This is a genomic window from Larkinella punicea (genome assembly GCF_003334855.1).
GTDB classification, from domain to species: Bacteria; Bacteroidota; Bacteroidia; order Cytophagales; family Spirosomataceae; genus Larkinella; species Larkinella punicea.
Genome location: NZ_QOWE01000018.1, coordinates 95,817 through 115,490, shown reverse-complemented (window position 1 = coordinate 115,490; position 19,674 = coordinate 95,817). Strand labels below are relative to the sequence as shown.

Annotated in this window: 13 protein-coding genes; 3 read left to right on the top strand and 10 right to left on the bottom strand. The window is 55.5% G+C overall.

What is annotated here, in order from left to right; translation table 11 throughout:
- Nucleotides 1–2 precede the first annotated feature (2 nt).
- The 5 genes from DUE52_RS32820 to DUE52_RS21055 form a co-directional block, all read right to left on the bottom strand.
- Complete coding sequence (locus tag DUE52_RS32820) at nucleotides 3–2,234, bottom strand: S8 family serine peptidase (protein ID WP_114408031.1); 2,232 nt, start codon at nucleotides 2,232–2,234, stop codon at nucleotides 3–5.
- A 20-nt stretch (nucleotides 2,235–2,254) separates the two neighbouring features.
- Entirely contained in the window at nucleotides 2,255–5,062 is a 2,808-nt protein-coding gene (locus tag DUE52_RS21070; RefSeq protein WP_114408030.1) for a virulence factor SrfC family protein, read from the bottom strand.
- A 67-nt stretch (nucleotides 5,063–5,129) separates the two neighbouring features.
- Entirely contained in the window at nucleotides 5,130–6,005 is an 876-nt protein-coding gene (locus tag DUE52_RS21065; protein WP_114408029.1) for a hypothetical protein, read from the bottom strand.
- A gap of 45 nt (nucleotides 6,006–6,050) precedes the next feature.
- Complete coding sequence (locus DUE52_RS21060) at nucleotides 6,051–9,203, bottom strand: virulence factor SrfB (protein WP_114408028.1); 3,153 nt, start codon at nucleotides 9,201–9,203, stop codon at nucleotides 6,051–6,053.
- Nucleotides 9,204–9,224: 21 nt separating this feature from the next.
- Complete coding sequence (locus DUE52_RS21055; RefSeq protein WP_114408027.1) at nucleotides 9,225–9,698, bottom strand: hypothetical protein; 474 nt, start codon at nucleotides 9,696–9,698, stop codon at nucleotides 9,225–9,227.
- A gap of 279 nt (nucleotides 9,699–9,977) precedes the next feature.
- Here DUE52_RS21055 and DUE52_RS32145 point away from each other — a divergent pair, with 279 nt between their 5' ends.
- Nucleotides 9,978–10,763, top strand: a complete 786-nt coding sequence (locus DUE52_RS32145; protein ID WP_133299895.1) for a hypothetical protein — start codon at nucleotides 9,978–9,980, stop codon at nucleotides 10,761–10,763.
- Nucleotides 10,764–10,824: 61 nt separating this feature from the next.
- Here DUE52_RS32145 and DUE52_RS21050 read toward each other — a convergent pair whose 3' ends face one another.
- From DUE52_RS21050 to DUE52_RS21030, 5 genes are all read right to left on the bottom strand, one after another.
- The gene (locus DUE52_RS21050) at nucleotides 10,825–12,312 is read right to left on the bottom strand and encodes a C1 family peptidase (RefSeq protein ID WP_114408026.1); all 1,488 of its coding nucleotides are present in this window, start codon (nucleotides 12,310–12,312) and stop codon (nucleotides 10,825–10,827) included.
- Between the two features lie 12 nt (nucleotides 12,313–12,324).
- Entirely contained in the window at nucleotides 12,325–15,126 is a 2,802-nt protein-coding gene (locus DUE52_RS21045; RefSeq protein ID WP_114408025.1) for a caspase family protein, read from the bottom strand.
- A gap of 13 nt (nucleotides 15,127–15,139) precedes the next feature.
- Entirely contained in the window at nucleotides 15,140–15,979 is an 840-nt protein-coding gene (locus DUE52_RS21040; RefSeq protein ID WP_114408024.1) for a tetratricopeptide repeat protein, read from the bottom strand.
- Nucleotides 15,967–16,632, bottom strand: coding sequence for an RNA polymerase sigma factor (locus DUE52_RS21035; RefSeq protein ID WP_133299894.1), 666 nt, complete (start codon nucleotides 16,630–16,632; stop codon nucleotides 15,967–15,969). The genes DUE52_RS21040 and DUE52_RS21035 overlap by 13 nt, the downstream gene beginning before the upstream one ends.
- A 90-nt stretch (nucleotides 16,633–16,722) precedes the next feature.
- Nucleotides 16,723–17,331, bottom strand: a complete 609-nt coding sequence (locus DUE52_RS21030) for a hypothetical protein (RefSeq protein ID WP_114408022.1) — start codon at nucleotides 17,329–17,331, stop codon at nucleotides 16,723–16,725.
- 99 nt (nucleotides 17,332–17,430) lie between these two features.
- Here DUE52_RS21030 and DUE52_RS21025 point away from each other — a divergent pair, with 99 nt between their 5' ends.
- Entirely contained in the window at nucleotides 17,431–18,087 is a 657-nt protein-coding gene (locus DUE52_RS21025; protein WP_133299893.1) for a LuxR C-terminal-related transcriptional regulator, read from the top strand.
- Nucleotides 18,088–18,198: 111 nt separating this feature from the next.
- Nucleotides 18,199–19,662, top strand: a complete 1,464-nt coding sequence (locus tag DUE52_RS21020) for a hypothetical protein (protein ID WP_114408020.1) — start codon at nucleotides 18,199–18,201, stop codon at nucleotides 19,660–19,662.
- Nucleotides 19,663–19,674 lie beyond the last annotated feature (12 nt).

The following is a 19,674-nucleotide window of genomic DNA, read 5'->3' as shown; positions in this document are numbered from 1 at the left end:
CGTTAGGGCTGGCGTTTGAGTTTGGCAATTTCCCGTTTCAGACTGTCGAGCGTCGCGGCACAGGCATCCTTCGGCTCCAGCCGACAGGCTTCCAGGGCTTTGTGTAACTGAATGAGCGGTCCGATGTGTTTGCCGCTCCCGCCCAGGTGCGAATTGCCGGTTTTTACCAGAATAGCCCGGATTCGATCGGGGCTCAGGTCCGGACGCAGGGAACACATCAGTGCCACACCACCGGCCACAATCGGCGTGGCCATGCTCGTGCCGCTCATGTAGTCGTAGCCTCCACCCGGCACCGCGTTGTAAATCTGCACACCGGGCGCCGACACGGTCGACAGCGGGCCGTAATTGCTGAACGATGCGCGTTCGACCTCGCCTGCCTGGTTGGGTGGGCCATCCGCCGACACATTGATGGTATACGGCGTATCGTTCATCGGATCAAAACCGGCCGGAATATTTTCGTTGCCGGTTGCTTTCACGATGACGACGCCATTGCGCGAAGCCTCGCCGAAAAGGGTTTCGAACAACTGACGTTCGGTTTGGTAGGCCGGGCTTTGCTGGTAACTCGCCAGCAGGGCATTCTGCCGGGCTTCTGGCATAGCCGCCAGTTTGGCCGCTGCGGCAGCCGGAATACTGCGGCCCAGCGATAAACTGATGACGCGGGCACCATTTTTAATGGCATATTGAAGGCCAAAAACGATCGCTAGCGTACTCGGTTTGTCGGTGCCTACCTGAACAGCCATGACCCGGCAGTTGGGCGCAATCCCGGAAGTGCCTGCGGCATTGCCCGCCCGCCCGGCTATGGTGGCTGCGACGTGCGTTCCGTGTCGGCCACCCATGGGGCTGTCGGTGTTGATCTTTCCTGATTCGGCGGTCATGTTGCGGGCTTGCACAATCTGGTTCTGGAGTTCGGGGTGGCCCGTATCAAAACCGCCATCCAGCACGGCCACCGTCACCTGATCGGAGCCACGGGTAATATTCCAGGCTTCAAAAGCACCAATGGCCTCGAAATACCAGTTCTTGGTCCGGTTTGCCAGATCCGGGTCGTTGGGCAGCCCGCTCGACTGGAACAGGCTTTCGTCGAAAACCAGGTACACTTCCGGCATTTTCTGAAGCCGGTCGCGCCAGACATCCCGCTGATCGGTCGGAATCTGGACTTGCAGGGCGTTCAGGGTGGTATCGAAGGCCACGATCTGCAATTCGTTGTCGGTATAACTGGCTTTCACTTTGTTGACAAACGCGACCAGATTGACCTCCTTTTTCAAAAAGACGTTCAGCCGGTTGCCAATAATCGGGCGTTGCAGGGAGTCCTGCGGGTTGGTAATAATCTGGGCTGAGTCGACGGGAGCCACAATTCCCTGCGGCCGATCCGGCAAGTGAGGGCTGAGGGTTCGTCCCGACTCGGGCATCTCGCCCGCCCCGGTTTCGACGCCCGGTACGCCCACCCCAACGGGCCGACCCCACTGCGCGGGCCAGAACCAGTATAACAATCCCAGCAGGAGCAACAACAGCAGCAAACCCAGCAGCCAGCCGATGCACCCACAACCCACCGGGCCGTCGGTTTGCCGTCGCCACCAGAACCAGCGCGGCCACCGCCAGTCCCACCACCACCGCCGGGTTTTCACGGTGTCCGCTACCGGTTGAACCGGAACCGGGGGCGGGGTCGGATTGGAGGTCAGCGCCGGATTCGTGGGCGTTGCCAGCGGCACCACCGGGGGCACGGCTGGCGGTTCGGGAATCTGGTGTTTGAGGTACTGATTGACCCGAAACCGTTCCTGGCGGCTGCGATCGGATTCAAACCCCCAGAGCACCAAAACCGCCTGATCGCCGTTGGTCAGCACACATTCCGGCCCCGGTATTTCGACGGCGAGCCGCAACAGGGTGCCCAGTTGCTGGTTTTCCGTCTGCGAAGTCCGTTCGAGTTCATCCGCCAGTTGGCGGATGGCGGAGAGCTGTGCATCCAGCAACTGGCTGACACGGGCGCGATCCGGGGGAATGAGGTTGGGTAAGGGCGTTCCCTGCCGAAAACTATCGGAAAACCAGCGGGCTTCGGTGCGCGTCTGTTCGTAGGGCGGTGGAATGAGCGGCTCGGCCAGAAGCTGCGCGTAGCTTTCGCCCAGGCGGCTGCGGAGCAAATCCCGAAGCTGGTTGTAGCGCGTGTAAACCGGTTGCGCTAACCAGATAACCGGCCGGTAAGCGGAGAGCGACGTACTGAAGATGGGGTAGTGGGCGGGCATGAGAATAACGGGCTAACCGATTACTGGCACTGGTAACCAAGGTCTTTAATGATGGTGTCGAGCAGGCCATTCACCCGGGCTTTTTCGGGGTCGGTCAGGTTGGCTTCGCGCAAAACGTTGTATTCAAACGACTTGTCGAAACCGTTGAACCACTGGCTGTAGAAAACCCGCGACGGATCGTCCACCGTGGTGGTCAACTGGTTTTTCGCCGGCACGTCGGCCAACGGATTGCCGTAAATGGGAGCCACCACGTTGGGCGCCGACTGGTAGACGGCCTTGTTTCTGAGTTTGTCGTCGGCACTCACCCGCGACCAGCCCAGCGTATTGACGAAGTCGTTGATGGCGGCCCGGCCCAGCGTCAGAACTACTTCCAGGTTATCGGATTGGTGAATGTAGGGGCTAACGTCTTCGGCAACCCGGACTTTCAGGCTGTCGCGTTCCATGCTCCGCTCCATTTCATCGACCAGAATCGTTACCTCGTTTTCGGCCAGACCAAACTGCCCCTGAAACTGCCGGTCGCTGCGCAGTTGCTTGAGCTGCGTCACCCATTGCCCCAGTAGACTTTCGGCATAGCGGGTGGCCAAAACCGAGCCCGGTGCTGGTTTGGGAGCGGGTTCCTCACTAACGGATCCTACATTCAGGATACCATCCACAAAAATACCAAGGTCGACGGAGTCTGCCGAAGCATTGGTAACCGCGCTGGTCGATTCGGCCTGTTTCAGAAACAGATCGGGCTGGCTCATCACCTGGCGAACCAGCTCGCGGTCCCACAGGCTGTTTTCTTTGCCGTTCACAAATTGCTCGGCGACGGTGAAGGAAGCCAGGAAGCGGCCAAACTTTTTCTCTTTGATCAACCGTCCGACCGGTTTGCGAAGCTGATCCCGGCGTTCGCGGGCGCGGATGAGTTTTTCTTCCACCGATCCGCCCTCGTAATGGTGGCACAAAGCTTCCCCCACTTCCTGCCGCACCCGATTCAGGGCTTCCCGGACTTGTTCCTGTTTGATGGCCGGATGACAGGCCGGTAACAGGTATTTCAGCAGGTAATCGATCCCGTTCCGGCCCGGCTGCGTGGCTTCATACCAGGCTGTCATCGGATCGTGAAAGTGCCGGTTGGTGTGTTCATTGTTTACAAACGAGCGTTCCATGTCGGCAAAGGCCGGGGTGTAGCGTTCGTTGTAGGTTTCGACGCCGTCCGTGATCTGGTAGGAGACTTTGCAATACCGGGGGTCGCGAATCATGAACGTGTTTTTGAAACTGTCGCTCGGGCCGTTCCAGCTTCGCGTCCATTTGTCGGTCGAAACCTTGTCGAATTCCTTGTCGAAAAACCGCTCCAGCCGTTTTTCCCAGATGTGGTCGTAGAGGTCCGTGCGGCCCACCCGGGTGGGGTCGCATTCGTCGATCTCGACGTTGATCTTGGTCAGCACCAGAAAGAACGGATTGATCCGGTCGACGCCAGCGCGGGCATCCAGCGGTACCAGGTTGTTCAGCACGCGTTCGCGTTTTTCGCGCTCCTCCGCCGAGCGGCCCACGTTCATGCCGATCCACTGGCTGATCATGCTGTTGATGTTGAGCGTGCCTTTCACCTCCGACTGCATGTTGTGCATGCAGAAAAGCAAGCTGCTGATGCCGAACGAATCGTTGTAGGCATTGAAGAGGTAAAAAACTTTTCCGCGCAGAAACGGGTCCATTTTCTTGGAAACGTCGGTTTCCTGCTGAAAAACGTTTTCCGGTGAGCCTTCCATGCTCCGCGCACCCGGAAAATCGAGGATGTCGGCGTGTTGCAGAAACCGGCGGCTGGGGTGGTTTTCGAGGGCTTTGGGCAGGGGCAACACCAGCTCGGAAGTCAGCCCGGTCAGAATGCTCCGGGTCAGCGGAATCCGCTTTTTGTCGCGGGTGACCACCGTTACAGTGTTGAGCTGACTGTCGGTCTGGTCCATTTCATACAGCCGCATGACGTCGACAATCGTTTGCTTCTGGGGCGCAACGGCTTCCAGACCAACCCATACTTCCGACTCAAATCCCAGTTCGATCAGCCCCTGACTCAGTTTGTTGAACAAGTTGGTCATGAACACGTCTTCGTGCCAGAGCGGGGCGAAAATGGCCCAGCGGTCGCCGGGCCGTACATAGGGCGCAATAGCGGCCACTTTCTCCCAGTAATTGTATCGGCGCAAGGTGCCGATGAGGTCCATTCCCTGAAAATATTTCGATAGATAATCCCGCAAATCCAGGATGTCGTCTTCGGTCATTCCCGGCTGAATCGTGGCCTGCCGTTGCCGTTCCAGGCGGTTTTGCAGTTGATCCAGTTGCTCGAACGTGAGCTTTTCGGGGTATTTCGAATTGATAATGTTGTATTGATACCCGATGGCCATGGTTTTCACGATGTCCGACTGGTTCAGCAGCCGCAGCAAATAACCGCCCTCGTTGTTCTGGTGGTAGGTCGTAAAGCGCGTCACCACGCCGGTGGCCTCGGTTCCGCCCCCCACGGGGTTGATGTCGTCGATGAAGCTGATCGGGCCATCGTGTCCCGTGATTTGCCGGACGGTTTCGGCCGGTATTCCCGCCGATTCGATCTGCAACAGATTGTGGCCGGGAATGCGGGCCAGATTGGAAACCAGGTACGATTTTCCAACCTGACTGATGCCAAACAGGGCGAGTGCCGGACGCATTTTGGCGGCCTGTTCGAGCCGTTTGGCGCGTCGGCGCAGCTTGCCCAGTTCATCGAGCGTACTCAGCCGTTTTTCGGGTTCCTCGTATAGACTCAACCATTCGGTGCCGCGCCGAATGCTCTCCTGTAATTGCAGACTTTCCTGAGATAGAGTAGGAAACATAGTGAATGGGTTTCGGGATGTTTTCGAGTATTTATGCCTGAACACCCGTTCAGGTTATCAAAAATCTTTATTCGGTAACGATGTCTGCGTAAATCACCACGGTTCGTGATTGCCGCCGAATGACGGCAAACGACCGGCCTTCGCGGACGGTATTTCCTCCCAGACCCTGCACGTTGTGAAGGGCCGGGTCCACTTGCCGGGTTTCTTCGGGCGACACAAAGACAAAATCCTCAAAGTGGTTCGACGCCCATTGGGCCACCTTGTCCAGCAGGGCGCGACGCTGGGGAATATACAGGCCCGTTAAGGCACTCAGCAAATCGGTCAGCGCCTGGTGGTATTGCCGAACCGCATCCTGTGGCGACTCGTTCAGGGTCGTTTCCAACGCCCGCAAGGCCGTCCATCCGCCCACAAAAGCCGCCAGAAAACCGTTGAGGTCGGGCGTGGGCGACTCGGTAGCTTCGATGAGGAGGTTACGGATGCCGGTTTCGGCGGCAGTACTGAAAAATAACCGCACAAACTCAGCCGCTGGCAGCATGGCCGCCCGCTCTTTCCGGAGTCGAAACACCTCGATTTCGGCCTGCTCGCGACCGGTTTCGGCGGTTTGCTTCTGCTCCAGGGCCAGCGTCAGTGCCTGCTGCTGTTCCAGTTGCTCCCAGCGCAAATTCTCGATCTGCTGCTGCAACGGTCGGCTGATCGTGAGCGGCAGGTCCCTGGCCCGGCTTCCCACGGTTTCGAGATCGTCGGACGACAGAATGGTTTGTAACCCCCGGCGAAGCCAGTCACCGTCAGTGCTGTCTTCGTCGGCGTAGGGCAGGGCCAGATTGGGGTTTTGCCGCAGACGCGCAATCACCTCCGGACCCAGCAGGTCGCGGAGGTGATTGACGAACGAATCAAGCGGAGTGGGCAATGGATCGGGTGGCGTAAAGTCGGATTGAGCGTTCATACGGGTTGAAATAGCCAATCAAATCATGGAAAAACAGCCTGATTGTCAGTTCAGATAAGGGTCCAGATAGAAATTTCCGGTGTCGAGCCAGTAGCCGTGCGGATCGGTCAGCGTGCAAACCGTCAGCTTCAGCGCCGGAATGTCGCGGCCCGTTTGCGGGTCCATCACCGTCAGGTTATTGCGCAGGATCAACCCTTCTTTGTCGCGCAGGTTCGGACGACCAATCCGGACTTTGAGCGGGAGTTTGGGCATGAGCAGCGTTCTGGCCCGTTCGCTGTCGAACTCGATTTTGTACAAAGGCGTGGCAATCCACTGATCACTCGCCATTTGGCGCATTCCCAGGAATGTATCTTTGGCACCGGTTAGCTCGATTTCGTCGATGGGCTCGATGGATGAATCGTCGGGAACGGCCAGCACATGCTCGTTTTTGATGCGGGGCGGCTGGCCGTCCGTCAGCAACCCAATGTAGTCGGCGGTGGAAGTCATGCGGGCTGCCAGCAGGCGCGTGTCGAGCCGGAAACCGTTCAGATGCCCCAGTTCCGACAGCAGGGCGATGGCGGCTCCGACCGAAACGCAGGTTTTGGGATCCTTGATGGTGTATTCGTGCGGATCGCTGAAGGGATACCAGAATTTTTCGCTCGTGGCTACCCGGATGCGGTTCATCGGCACAATCCGGTCGGGCGAAACCGGCATGTTTTCCAGAAAGAGATCCAGCACCACCGGCAGCGTCGAGGGGCGGCCCGACAGCAGGACGTAATCGCATTGGTACTGGGAAATGATGCCGCACAAATCGCGGAGCATGGTTCCGATGACGTTGCGAATGGCTTTCTGGTTGATTTCCTCCGGCGACACTTCCCAGCTCATCAGCCGGATGTCGAAACCGGTGGCTCCTTCGCGCCGGAATCCCTCGTTCACATACTGCAACACGCTTGGAATCGGCGCTTCGTGTTCCTGAAAAAACTCGTCGAAAGCCACCTGACGGGTTTGATCAGGATGGGCGGTAATCTGTCCCAACATGCCCTGCGCAATAACCGTGGCCACCTGATTGGCAAAATGCTTCTTGAGCGTGCGTTTGTGGTCGGTATCGGTGCTTTGGAATGGGCCGAAGAGCGAATACAGAACCTGCCCCGCGCGGCCACAACCCAGTCGGCGGGCTTCGCGGGCAATTTGCGGCAACACACACTCTTCAATGAGTTTCTTGATGATGTGGTCGCCGGCCAGGTTGAATCCTTCCCAGAAAACCGGGTTCTGGTAGAGGCTGGTGACCGCGCCCGGTTCATATTCATAGTGGCCAATCATCAGGTCGGTCGTTCCCCCGCCAATGTCGACGCTGGCGATCATCAGCGATTTGCGGGATGGGTCGAGGTCGTCGGTGCGCCGACGGCCCATGGTCTCAAAAAAACGGGGGGCATTTTCCGGCCCAAACCGGTGAACGATCTCGTTGTACATAAAGACTAACTGGCTGCAGGTGGCTTCATCGTAGCCCCAGGAGGTGCGCAGCCGAACGGGATCGTGGTTTTCCCGCAGGTCTTTCAGGTTTTTCGGAATGCGGCTTTCAACCGGGTCGTTTTCAGCCAGTTTGCTGTAGTCGGGAATGATTTCGAGGTCGGGTGAAATCAGTTTGTACTTATCGCCGTAGTATTCACGAAGGGCTTGAAGGGCGTCGGCGGCACACTCTCGCAGCTTGACCCGTTCGGTTTTTGGCATGGCTGTCGGGCAGGTCAGCACGATCCGGCGCAACCGCCGGGGCACACCCGCTTCGCCCCGTTCGTGCCGGAACTCGTAGCTGTTGATGTAACTCAGCGTCTGGAGCAGAATTTCGGTCAGCGCAAAGGTCATCAGTGCGCTGCGGGCGTAGAGCGGATTCTGGCCGCTTCGGTAGATCAGTCCCGGACCGTTTGCGCTGGCCAGTTTGTTGGCTTTATCGACCAGCATACCGTCGCTCGTAAAGAGGTTGGCGAGGGGAAGACTCGATGCCGAATTCTGCATCAGTTCGGTATGCTCGGAAAAATAACCCCAGGGTTTCTCGCGCTTTTTGGCGTCCCACAAATACCGTTTGGGGCTGGAAAAGGTCATTTCATACTGGTCGTTGACGGCCTGATTGTCGCCAAAAATGACCCCATATCGCGTGGCTTCCGTTCCTACCCGAACCATGCTGGGCCAGCGGAACAGGAAGTCGTCGGTCAGCCCTTCCTTTTTGCCAAAAGACGCTTCCATAAACGCCAGCTTCATCTCGAACGGTTTGTTGCTGGTGTGAGTCGGATTGCGGAGTTCCCGGATTTTCAGGCGTTTGGCGTCCGTCAGGGCGAGTTCTGCATCGCGCTCGCGGGCACTGCTCTCCAGCACCAGTCCGCAGGTGCGCGAATTGCCGACATCAAGCACCAGGTTGACGTCGATGCTCCGGCCCAGGGCGTCCTGTTGTAGCGTTACGACGGGCCAGCTATTGGTCTGCTCGATCATCTTCAGGAGCGTCATATACAGCCCCAGGTGCAGCAGGTGGTGGGGTTCGCTGGTAAGCTGGCGCGGAATCCGGCTTTTGCGTTTCGTGATCACTTCTTCCAGCCAGTCGTTGACGCGTTTCTGAGACAGAAAAAAACCGTTGGTATCTTCGTGGGTAGCACACTTGAAGCGGGTATTGCCGCCTTCCGGGTCGCTGGAATCCGGCACGACATAATACGTGTGGTTGAGCCGCGGGTCATACTTGTCGTCGCAGTGCGTATCGAACGCCAGCACCAGTTTGTGGGTATACGGGCTACCCTCGGCTTTTTCCTGTGAGCTGATCCGGCCGAGGTACATGCGCGCCCAGGACTGTGGGCCGGGCATCAGTTTGCCGGCGTCGTAGTGATCGGTGCGGAAATAGGGCAGGGGGAGCCAGACGCCCTCCAGAACGTCGAGCGCATAGCGACCCTGGAGATTGATCAGGTGATCTTCCCGGATGTAGTTCAGGTTTTCGGGCTTGATTTTACTTTCGTCGATGGAGCGGTCGGGGCGGAAGGCTTCGGCGTTAATGTCCAGACGGCTGATGTACTTCCCGTTTTCGAGCATGTACGGGATGATGAGATACACCCGGTCGTTGTCGGGGTCTTCCTGTTCGGCATACTCAAACCGCAGTTTGGGGGCTGCGCTCGTATCGCCGAGGTTGAGGGGAATATCTATAAACTGGATGCCGGAGTTGGCGATCAGGGAAACCATGTTCATGAGTGGTAGGAAAAGGACCGGTTAAACGGTTTTGTAAATGATCTCGAAAACAGTACCGGCACACTGGCGGCAGACGACCGCATCCAGCCGGTTGGGGGTATGGCAGTTTTGGCACTTTTTGTAGTCGGGTGGGGGGGGAGGGGGCGTTCCGTTCAGGCGTTTCAGCCGGATGTATTGCTGATTGGGTTGCCAGCCGTCTAGGCTGAGCCACTGGCCGTTCTGTTCGATGGTGCAGACATCACCACTGATGAGCGGAGCCGCGCCCCCCGGTTTTTTCAACGGAATGCCCACTTTTTGCGGAACAGACTGCAGGTTGGTGAAATCGGCCTCGTACGGAGAACCGTCCAGGTGGATTCGGACGGATTTGCTGGCACTGCCGGCCAACTGGTTGATGATTTCTTCCTGAACCAAATCAAATTGCTGGTTTACGGGCGGAAAGGTTAGGGTTACTTTTTTTGGGTTTTGGGTTGGTTGCTCCCAGATAACTTGTGGCATAAATGGATTCCGTTTTAAGTCAACGTTCTTGGAAAAGGATGGAATTTATCAGGGATAATCAGCCGGGGTAAATCAATTTTTAAAACTGCTAAAATTGGGTGGTTACATCTTCATTCGCAATACCATATTCCATGATTCTTTCTAAGGGGATTCATGATTTTACAAATGGATCATCAACCTTTTAGACATATTGTGTAATATTGACGCGTCGGCTCCTGGGATTTGCTAATTTATGCCGCTTATCCACGAAGGTTATCATCTTATTCCGAAAATATTTCTATGCAGCCACCGTCTACCCCACCTCAAAAATATAACCCCTATTATTTGCCCGTACCGGAAGGCTGTGGAAAACGAACAGATTGCCCGTATAAGTCGATGCCGGAATATTTGCAGCCTTCGGATTTCAAAAATGAAATTCTGAGCAGCTTTGACGATCACTACTGTTCGCTTTGCAAAAGCCAGTTGAAGCTGGTGCCACCACCACCTACTCCGCCAAGACCGCCCGTTGAAGAAACCACTAAAAAAGATTCGGATTTGCGACCTTGGTACCGCAAATACTGGTGGGCTATTCTGGCAGCCCTGCTGCTCCTGATTGCGGGGCTTGTGTATTGGTTTTGGCCAGTTTCTCCTGCGGTTTGTCAACAGGGTGAAGTTATTGCGGGAAGAGATACGTGTATAAATGATGTCAAATACCAGGTTGTCTGCGATGGAAAAGGCGGTTTTGACAAAGGAAAGAAAATCGGAACCTGTGCTCCTCCTCCTCCCCCTTGTGCCGCCGGAACGGTGGTTAATACGTTCTGTAGAGGAACGACCCAGTATGTAAAACTATGTGATGGAAAAGGCGGCTATACGGAGAAGGTCAATAAAGTAAATAGTGTGGATTGTGGCTGGAAGCCATCGCCCCCATCACCTGTTTTCAAACCGGGAATACCGTATGTGGTAAAACGGGCGGGAAGGTGTGTGATTGAAACTTACAATGCAAGTGGAGGGCTTCAAAGTCAGGTGTCATTGCCTGCGGGTGACCCTCGTTGTGACAATGCACCACCCGCTAAAAAGCTCAATTGATTTTAGGTCGTGCCGTGCCTGAAAACGTTTCCGTGGAATGGGCCATTCATGGGGAGCCGACTCAACGGTGGTCGATGAGCACCAGCACCGGCACGACGCTCCCGGTGGCCTGGCTCTCCACCTGGAACGCGATCCGGTTCGGCTCATACCGGATTTTGGTGAAATCGATCAGGCTCTCCGTGCTCAGGGTTTTCTGAAGCCGGTCGAGCAACCGCCCCCCCTGCGCACTCCGCAGCGTTCGGTTCATGCGGCCGCTGTCGACGGGCCGGTTGGCGAACAGCAACAAAAAATAATCCGTCCCGGTGTTCTTATCCAACTCGATGGTGTTGGTGGGCGGGTAAGCCACGGTGGTGTTGGCGCCGAGCAACGGGCTGTAATCCACCAGCTTCCCGTCCGGCCGTTTTTCGCTGTACGGAAAAAGCCGGGTCAAATCGGAGTTGGGTCGTTCGTCGGTACCGAAGGCAAACAGGTAGGCCTGCCGGTCGTTGTTGATCAGAAACTTGAATTCGTCGCCCGACACATTGGGTTTGTTCATGCGGTAGACCAGCATCCCGGCGGTTTTCGAAACGGCTTCGTCAATGTGAAGCCCCATTTCGCCCATTCCCTTCTGCTCAAACTGCACAGCCGCCTTGAAGCCGCCAATCTGGTAGGTCGCCAGTTGCTGCATCGGCGGGTAGAGTTGCACACCGTAGCGGGTGAACGTCGCCAGATCGGCGTACCGAATCCAGCAGAATCCCTGTTTGCCCCAGCCCGGCCCCCGGCTGTTGACGATCCGGAACGCTCCGCCAAACTGCTCGTCGTCGTAGCCCAGAATGCACAGCGCGTGTCCCATGCCCGACTGGCCTTTGGTTTGCAACTGCTTCTGTTTAGTCGCCAGCAGCGTAAGATCCTCCTGACCGGGTTGCCAGACCTCCTGATTCAACTGGTCGAAAGAGGGTGTCATCAGAATGCTGACCACCACCGGCAGTCCCTCCGCCAGCACATTTTTCAGCTTGGACACTTTTTCACTGACGGGATCGTCCAGGCGCAGAAACCGCTGCGATTCGGCCACGCGGTAGCGCATCGCCATTGTTCTGAATTTTCGTGTATCGGCCTGACTGCAAGCGGGATAACCCAGGTAGCTGAACGGAATGATGCCCTTGTGCTGAATGACGTTCGTCGCAGAATCGATCCGCAATCCATTCTGACAATACGGGTCGTTCCTGAGCTTGGCTTCTTCGTAGAGATAGGTCGGCGAAAAGGCCAGCTTGTTGATTTCCACCCGATTGGTGGTATTGAGCCGCCGGGCTTCCATGATGGTGCGGAGGTAATAGCCCAAAGCAAAGGCCAGACAGGTACCGTGTTTTCCCTGGTCGAGGGGTTGGGGGCAATAAGCCTCGTAGGATACCCGCGCCGGGAGTTGCTGCAACCCGAACTTCCGAATAACCGGCGGTTTGGCCGGAATCCGGAGGTAGCTGTCATCGTCCATGATGAGTCCGTAATTAAACGCATCCTGAGCAAAGAGGGACCGTGTTAGCAGCAGGCAGAACAGAAAAGTGAGCCGTTTCATGGACAGAAGGGGTTATCGGAAATAAAAATCATCGCGCATCATGTTCACATCCTGCGTCGTCTGGCGTTCGGCCGTTTCATTCTCGACATCGGTTCGGACCCGTTGCAAAATCTGGGACAGCGACAGCCCGCCCTGGCGAATATATTTGACGAGGGCTTTGGTAAACGGGCTGTTGGTGCCGGTTTTGGCCCGGTCGTGGGCGGCTTCGCCATCCGAGGCCGCGTAGGCAATCAGCGTGCCCTTGGGCGGAGGCAGCAGGGCAAAACCGCCCGATTCACCGAGGGCCCGGCCCCAGGTGCGGGCAAACGGATTGTCGCGGCAGGCATCGAACAGGATGATGTTGGTCAGGCGGTTGGCTTCTTCCATCTTGCGGATGAGCCGGGTGGTTGGAATGCCCTCAAACTCCACCTCATCCTCGCTTTGCGGATTGGCGTCGGTGGGCAGAAAGTAATTCATGCCCCGAATGCTCAGGCCGTGACCGGCGTAAAATACCAGCCCAACATTGTACGCCTTGAGCTTTAGGCCAAATTCCTGAAAGGCGGTAATCATGCCTTTTTTGTCGAGATCAGCGTAATAAAGCACCGTGAAACCGCATTCTTCCAGAACCGCTTTCAGGGCCAGCGCGTCGTTGACCGGATTGGCGAGCGACCAGGCGTGTTGGTACCGGGCATTTCCGATCACCAGCGCCAGCCGCTTTTGTTGCGGAGCGGTTTGTACCGTCAGGGGCGATGGCTCAGGCGGCTGGTAGGTAATATACCGGCGTTCGGACGAAACGGTGCCGGCCGCCGTGGTGGCGGTGAGGTACAACTCGTTCGGCCCGATGCGGAGCGTAACCACCTGGTCGATGCCCAGGGGGCAGCCGAGCCGTTTGAAACCCCGGAGGCTGACCGGTTCGCCATTGAGGTAAAGCTGGTGGCCGGTTATGCCGTCGCCCGAGATACAGGCCTTCACCCCATAGGCATTGCTGGCAACGGTTTCGTCCGACCGGGTCGGCAGTTCCCAGGTAATCGTCGGGGGCTGGGCGGTTTTGGGCGGTGCGGCCACCACGGGTTGCCCGGCTACTTTTTTCAGGAAAACCGACCGGAAATAAGGATAAATCTCGTAAAGACCGTCGGGTGTTTTGGGCGCTTTGAAGTTTGCATCCGTGAAAAAACCGACCTGATTGAGCGTTTGAATCAGCTTCAGGGTTTTGGCATCGCGAATTTCGATCAAGTTGTCGAAACCTTGAATCAGCACGTAGCGGTCGTTGGGGGTGTAGGTGATGTTTGAAATAAACCGGTTGACGGGAACCGTTGCCGTGGCTTTGTTTTCGGCCGTATGCCATAAACGGAGGGTATTGTCGCCCGTTGCCAGCACAAGTTCGCCAGGGTTGTTTCCCACACCGATGGCTCTGATTTCAGCAAGATCAGGAGATTGATACGTGGTGGTAAAGAGGGGGGCGAATTTGCTGCGGGAACGAAGCGTTAGAATTTGAAACCGGCGGTTATCAAGTTCAGAAATGAGGTGTAATCCATCTTTTGAAAAACGGACGGCATTGATAATGCCGACTCCGGTCGGCAGGGGGGTTGCCTTACCAGTTTGAAGGTTCCAGATGCGAATGGTACCCAGTGCTGCTGTTGCCAGGAGCGTTCCGTCGGGGCTGAAATGGGTCGAACGGGTTTCAAATTGATCATCGGCTTTGTCTTCCAACAGTTGAGAAAGGTCTCCGGTTAGGGAGTTCCAAATTCCAATCTTACCGGCTGAAATTCCCAACGCCATTCGGTTTCCCGTCGGATCAATGTCTCCTGAAAAAGTTTTGGAAATGTCTTCATCAAGGCCGCGTAATCGTTGCAGGACCTTGCCTGATGTTGTATTCCATACCGTAATTTCAGTATTATACGGACCGGTATAAGCTGCCGCCTGATTCTGGTTTGGACATACACTGAACCAACCATGGGGCATGTTATCGACCAGTTCACTTTGGACTTTATTCGTGCTGAGGTTCCACGTCTTTAGAGTTCTTTTGGCACCTTCGCAGATCAGGAATTGGTCGTTTTTTTCGAAGTGAAGCGTGTTGGTTTGATTGTCATCGGTGTGCGGAAGCGTGGTTAGTTTATTGCCGGTCACAACATCCCATATCATAATACCATTCAAGTGACTGGCGGCAAGTTTTTTTCCGTCTTCACTGAACGAGAGGGCCGGAACAGGCCAATACCCAGAGGCTTTTTTATTCAGAAGACGCAGGAACTTTCGGTTTTTAGTATCCCAAATGCCAACGGTATTGTTTTGATAGCCAACCGCCAAACGGTTCGTTTTTGAATCGTAATCCAGGGAACTACACGTGCTGGAAAACCCTGAAACCGGCATGGGATCAAAGGTATGCCATACACGGCCCGTCAGGAGTTCAACCAGTTTTACGCGACCTGTATTGGGCAGATTGATGGCTATCAACCGATCGTCGTTAACAATTTCAAAAAATTCTTCTTCAAAACCAGTGGTTGTGATGGTTCGAATCAACTTACCGGTTTGTACATCCCAGATTTTTACGGTGTGATCATGCGCGCTTGACACCAGTAATTTTCCGCTGGCACTAAATTTACTGGCGAATACGGTTCCGGCATGTCCCGTGAATGTGTTCAGTACCCTGCCGGTTTTAACATCCCATAGTTTAACGGTATTATCGTAGCCTCCCGAAGCAAGCCATTCACCATTTGGATGGTAGGTGATGGTTCGAATTTGGCCTACATGCCCCGCCAGCGGAGATTTGGACAAATCCGTGACCTGAGCCAAACCGGGCAGCGCCAGCAGGCTGATCAGCCAAAGGAACCTTTTCATGGTAGGGAACGGGTTATTCGTTTAAACGACTGCGTAGTTTTCGGGCTTCTTCCTGATACGGGTGTCCATCCGTTCGGGCAATGCGCGTCAGGATCGACCGGGCTTCCCGGCGCTGCCGGTTTCGTAAATACGCCAGACTGAGATACCATTCGGCACAGGCTCGCCAGTGGCCGGGATAGCCTTCCAGTACGGTTTTCTGCAAAACCGGGATGGCCTCGCGGAGTTGCCGTTGCTGCAGCAGCCGGGCACCCTGCCAAACGGCCAGCGAGTCCTGTGCCACGGCGGCAGAGTCGGTCGTACCGGCGGCATCGGTTTCATCGGGCGGCTCGATGGGCAGCGGGGCGGCTTTGGGTGTGGGTTTGAAAAGCGCGTCGGCCAGCAGCAGACCCGGATCGGCGGGGGGGGCGGGCGTTGGCGTTGGGGGCGATGACCGGAGGGTGTCGGCGGGGCGGGGTTGCGTAGCGGTGGTGTCTTTTTGGGCAACCGGCGTTTCCGGGCCGTCCAAACCGCCGGTTTTGTAGAATCGCCAGAACAGCCCGAGGGTCAGCAGCACCGTGGCTGCGGCCAGCCAGACGGCGGGGCGTTGCCAGAGCGGGCGGACGGTCGCTTCGGCGGGTTGGGCGGTTTTTTCCGTGGCCAGTTCCTCCTTTGCTTTGGCGTAGAAGGCCGCAGCTTCCTGCTCGAAAGACAGGAGCCTCATGCCCCGCCGGACCCGCTGCTGGACTTGCAGTTCCTGTTGCAGGGCTTCGTTCTGGCGGAGTTGTTCTTCAAAGGCGGTTTTTTCGCCGGGCGTCATCTGGTCGGACAGATAAGCCGCAAGATCGTCGTGCTGTTGATCCGTCAGTTCTTCCATGATTGACAATCGGAAAGGTATTGTTTGAACAGTCCGACGAATTTTTTTTTGGCGCGGTGATGGAGTAATTTTCCGTGCCCATCTGCTTTTTCTTCCATTAGTTCAAAATCTTTCAATTTCATTCCGTTTACGTAATGCTCCCACATCAGTTTTTGCTGAACGGGCGTTAGTTTTTCATAGGCTTTACGGGCGGCAATCCGCATGCAATCGTCTTCTTCGGCAGCCTCATCCGTGGCGGGTTCGGGACCCAGGGGCCGGTCGTCAAATTCCCGGAAGAGCGAATCCCAATCGACTTTGAGGGCCATTTCTTTTTTGTATTTTTTCCACCAGCCCCGCCATTTATTAATACAGATCCGACCGACATAACTAATGGGTTTATAGCCCCGACAAACAAATTTTCCGGAATAAATATCGTCCATAAACTGGACCAGCGTATCCTGAATCAAATCCTGGATATCTTCTTCACTGGTGCCGAATTTCTGGGCATAGTTAAAGAAAAATTTATACAAACGCTTCGTCAGGCACATCCAGGCCATTTCGTCGCGCGGGTCTTCGCGAACCAGTGTTTGGCAAAACAGATCGGGATTATTCTCAAGGTGAAGGCAGGGGTCAGTAGGAGCAGAGGAGGAAGATTTCTGTAGAAATTTAAACATACATACAAACGGGTCAGATGGAATCCAAGTAGCAGTTAAAACTACTAAAATCTCTCCATCTGACCATTTGTAGTTAACTAAATTTTCGGATCAGGCACTTTGTCGGTAAGGTGCCGGACGAAGGTTTATGGTGTCGCGCGAGACATGACGGCGCATTTCCGGCACGGTGAAATTGAGGAAGTCGAACCACATTTCTTCGCGGTTGGCGTAGTATTCCCAAATCCGCTGCACCTGACCCGCCAGTTCCACATCCCCCTCAAACAGCGGGTGTTTGACCACCTGCATCTGAAAGTCCCGGATCTGGGCGTGAACGGTTCCGCCGACGATGAAGGGCTGATTGGTGGCGTAGGCATCGGCCAGCATGAACAGATACACCTGCCAGCGTCCGAGTCGCCCGAGGGCTTTGACGTCCATCCAGATGGCACCAATTTCGGCCACGTCTTCCTCCCGAATTGGGCTGTCTTCCAGTATCTGGGCTTTGATTGCGGCCGGCAGCACATCAAAATACCGATGCGGTGGGCGGGCGTTGACAAAATAGCCGGCCGTCCATTCGCCGGGTTGATCGCTATCCTGAAAGATCCGCACGGTGGTGTGTTTCAGGAAATCCGGGTCGACGCTAATGCCCTGACTGCGTTGACGATACGTTTCGATAAACCGGTAAAGATCCGTTGTGCTTTGAAGCAAAAATGTCTGTAACATGATCGCAGATGGTTTGATTTTTCATCCATCTATTGCGGTTATGACAAGAAGTTATCATCTCGTTTGACTAATTTTGACGGTCTACTATTCCTCCCTATCGTGAAAGGCAAAATCAAAGTGTTGCTCCTCGACGACCATAAAGTGGTGATCGACGGTCTGCTGAGTTTACTCCGTGACGACCCGCAAATTGAGATCGAAGAGGTGTTTACCAATGGCGAGGAGGCCCTGCAGTTTTTTAAAAATGGAACGGGCAAAGAACCGCTGGTCGATGTGGTCGTGGCCGATTTGCGCATGCGCCGGGGAATCAGCGGGCTGGAATTTGTGGTGCAGCTACGCTCCGTGTCGCCCCGAACCCGGGTTATTATTCTGAGCATGTCCGAAGACCCCAAAGATATTCATGCCGCCGTTCGGCTGGGCGTATCCGGGTATCTTTTCAAAAGCCAGGACGTCGATCTGGTTCGGAAAGCCATTTATGAGGTGATTCGCGACGACCGCCCTTACATGAGCCAGGAAGTATTGCGAACGTTTGTCGATTCGCAGGAAGAAAAACAACCCGAGCAAATCCGCCAGCTCACGGCCCGGGAAATTGAAGTGCTGCGGCTGATCGCCCAGGAGTTTACCACCGCCGAAATTGCCGACAAGCTAAACATCAGCGAAGCGACTGTGGATACGCACCGCCGGAATATGATCCAGAAACTGAAAGCAAAGAGCATTGTCGGACTGGCCAACTTTGCCATTCGGAACGGACTGGTGTAAAACCGGGTTACCGAAAATCTTTTTTTTCGCCTGATAACCTCCCCCCTGAGCGGGTCATAGATGGGTGTTCCCGGACCAAACCGGGCGTTCCAACCCAACATCTCCAGCTCTATGGACTTCTCTGGTACATTTTTTCGCTTTCCGGTTGCCGTCCGCCGATTCGTGTTCGGCCCGCTGACCCTGGCCGGTTTTCTGGTTCTGATGACCGGTGCCTGTAAAAAAGAAACGGACCCGGCTCCGGTTTCCAATTCGCCCATCACGCTGTTCACTTCCCCGAGTAACCCGCTCGTGGCCCGCATCGACAACAAAGCCGACGGGATTCTGGAACTGTACGGCACGAAAAATGCCGCCGGGGTAACCCAGCAACTCACCATGCTGGTTCACCAGATGGACCCCAGTTCGAAGGATGCGACGTATTTGCTGCTCGATGAGCAATCGAGGCTGAAAACCATTCTGGGTCAGGATGGCTCTAAAATCGCCCTGAAATGGCAGACGGAAAGCCGGGCGACGGTAACCTACATTTCGGCCGATGGGGAGAATCAGGTGAATACCGAAATCGATCTGGATGAGGAAATCACCGGAGGGCGGCTGGCGGCTCCGGCGACCAATCCGGTTTTTCCGGCAGGCAGCGGTACTTCGGTTCGCAACAACCAGCCGCTGCGACTCAGTCAGGAGTTTGCCAACGACGCCGTTTCTATTCCGTCGGGTGCGCGAAAAGCCGCCGGACAGCAGGAAGTTACCATCAACCTGACCAATTGCGGAGGCTTACCGTCCGATGCTGAATATGTATCGGTCATCATGTATAAAAGCCCGGCCAGTAAAAGCAATCGGGTTGGCGAATTTAAAGCCCATCGGGTAACCAAAGGGATGTATAGCGTGATTCTGCCGACGGACGTGAGCGCCGAGGTGAATCTGTCGAATCAGGATATTTGCAAAGGTGTCGGCAAGGTTATCGACAAGATTTTGTGCAATAAAGTGACCAAAGTGCTGCGGAAAGTGGGCTCGAAAGCACCGAAGGCTACGCCCTGGACGCTGATTGGCGGTTTTATACTGGATAAAGGATTGGGGAAACTGTGTGGGATCACTACGCCGGAGGGCGAACTCTGCAAAGCCAATTTTGAAGATGAAAAGAAGAACTACTGGACCGGTAATGTGCTCTTTATTGCCAAAGCCGTACCGACTTCCGGGGGTGAACCCAGGTATTCCAGACTCACCGATCCAATCGATGGAAAAGCATCGTACCCGGATTTGTCCGTCGAACTGGGCGCCGAACTGAAGGTGCAGCCACTGGTACTCTCACCCGACCGGCCCGTGGCCCAACAGTCGTATGTGGCGCGTGCGTCCATCCATTGCGTTCCGGTCAATTCCCGGGTGTCGCTCCGTGTGGTAGGAACCGATTCGTATACGGATGAAGTATCAACGGTGGTTTATTCGCTGGATGCCAACGGGGCTTTCAATTTCAGTCTGACCATACCGGGTGCCAAGACGTCCGGGATCCAGGACGAAATCAAGTTGACCGTGACACTTCCCGATGGAAAGGTGATCACCAAAACGGCCTCATTGATTTTTGGGTAAAAAGTAGAAAAT

Coding starts and splice junctions, on each gene's coding strand:
- DUE52_RS21050 (WP_114408026.1), bottom strand. CDS start 12,312: ATGAAACGGCTCACTTTTCTGTTCTGCCTGCTGCTAACACGGTCCCTC.
- DUE52_RS21060 (WP_114408028.1), bottom strand. CDS start 9,203: ATGAACATGGTTTCCCTGATCGCCAACTCCGGCATCCAGTTTATAGAT.
- DUE52_RS21045 (WP_114408025.1), bottom strand. CDS start 15,126: ATGAAAAGGTTCCTTTGGCTGATCAGCCTGCTGGCGCTGCCCGGTTTG.
- DUE52_RS21035 (WP_133299894.1), bottom strand. CDS start 16,632: ATGTTTAAATTTCTACAGAAATCTTCCTCCTCTGCTCCTACTGACCCC.
- DUE52_RS21030 (WP_114408022.1), bottom strand. CDS start 17,331: ATGTTACAGACATTTTTGCTTCAAAGCACAACGGATCTTTACCGGTTT.
- DUE52_RS32145 (WP_133299895.1), top strand. CDS start 9,978: ATGCAGCCACCGTCTACCCCACCTCAAAAATATAACCCCTATTATTTG.
- DUE52_RS21065 (WP_114408029.1), bottom strand. CDS start 6,005: ATGAACGCTCAATCCGACTTTACGCCACCCGATCCATTGCCCACTCCG.
- DUE52_RS21020 (WP_114408020.1), top strand. CDS start 18,199: ATGGACTTCTCTGGTACATTTTTTCGCTTTCCGGTTGCCGTCCGCCGA.
- DUE52_RS32820 (WP_114408031.1), bottom strand. CDS start 2,234: ATGCCCGCCCACTACCCCATCTTCAGTACGTCGCTCTCCGCTTACCGG.
- DUE52_RS21070 (WP_114408030.1), bottom strand. CDS start 5,062: ATGTTTCCTACTCTATCTCAGGAAAGTCTGCAATTACAGGAGAGCATT.
- DUE52_RS21040 (WP_114408024.1), bottom strand. CDS start 15,979: ATGGAAGAACTGACGGATCAACAGCACGACGATCTTGCGGCTTATCTG.
- DUE52_RS21055 (WP_114408027.1), bottom strand. CDS start 9,698: ATGCCACAAGTTATCTGGGAGCAACCAACCCAAAACCCAAAAAAAGTA.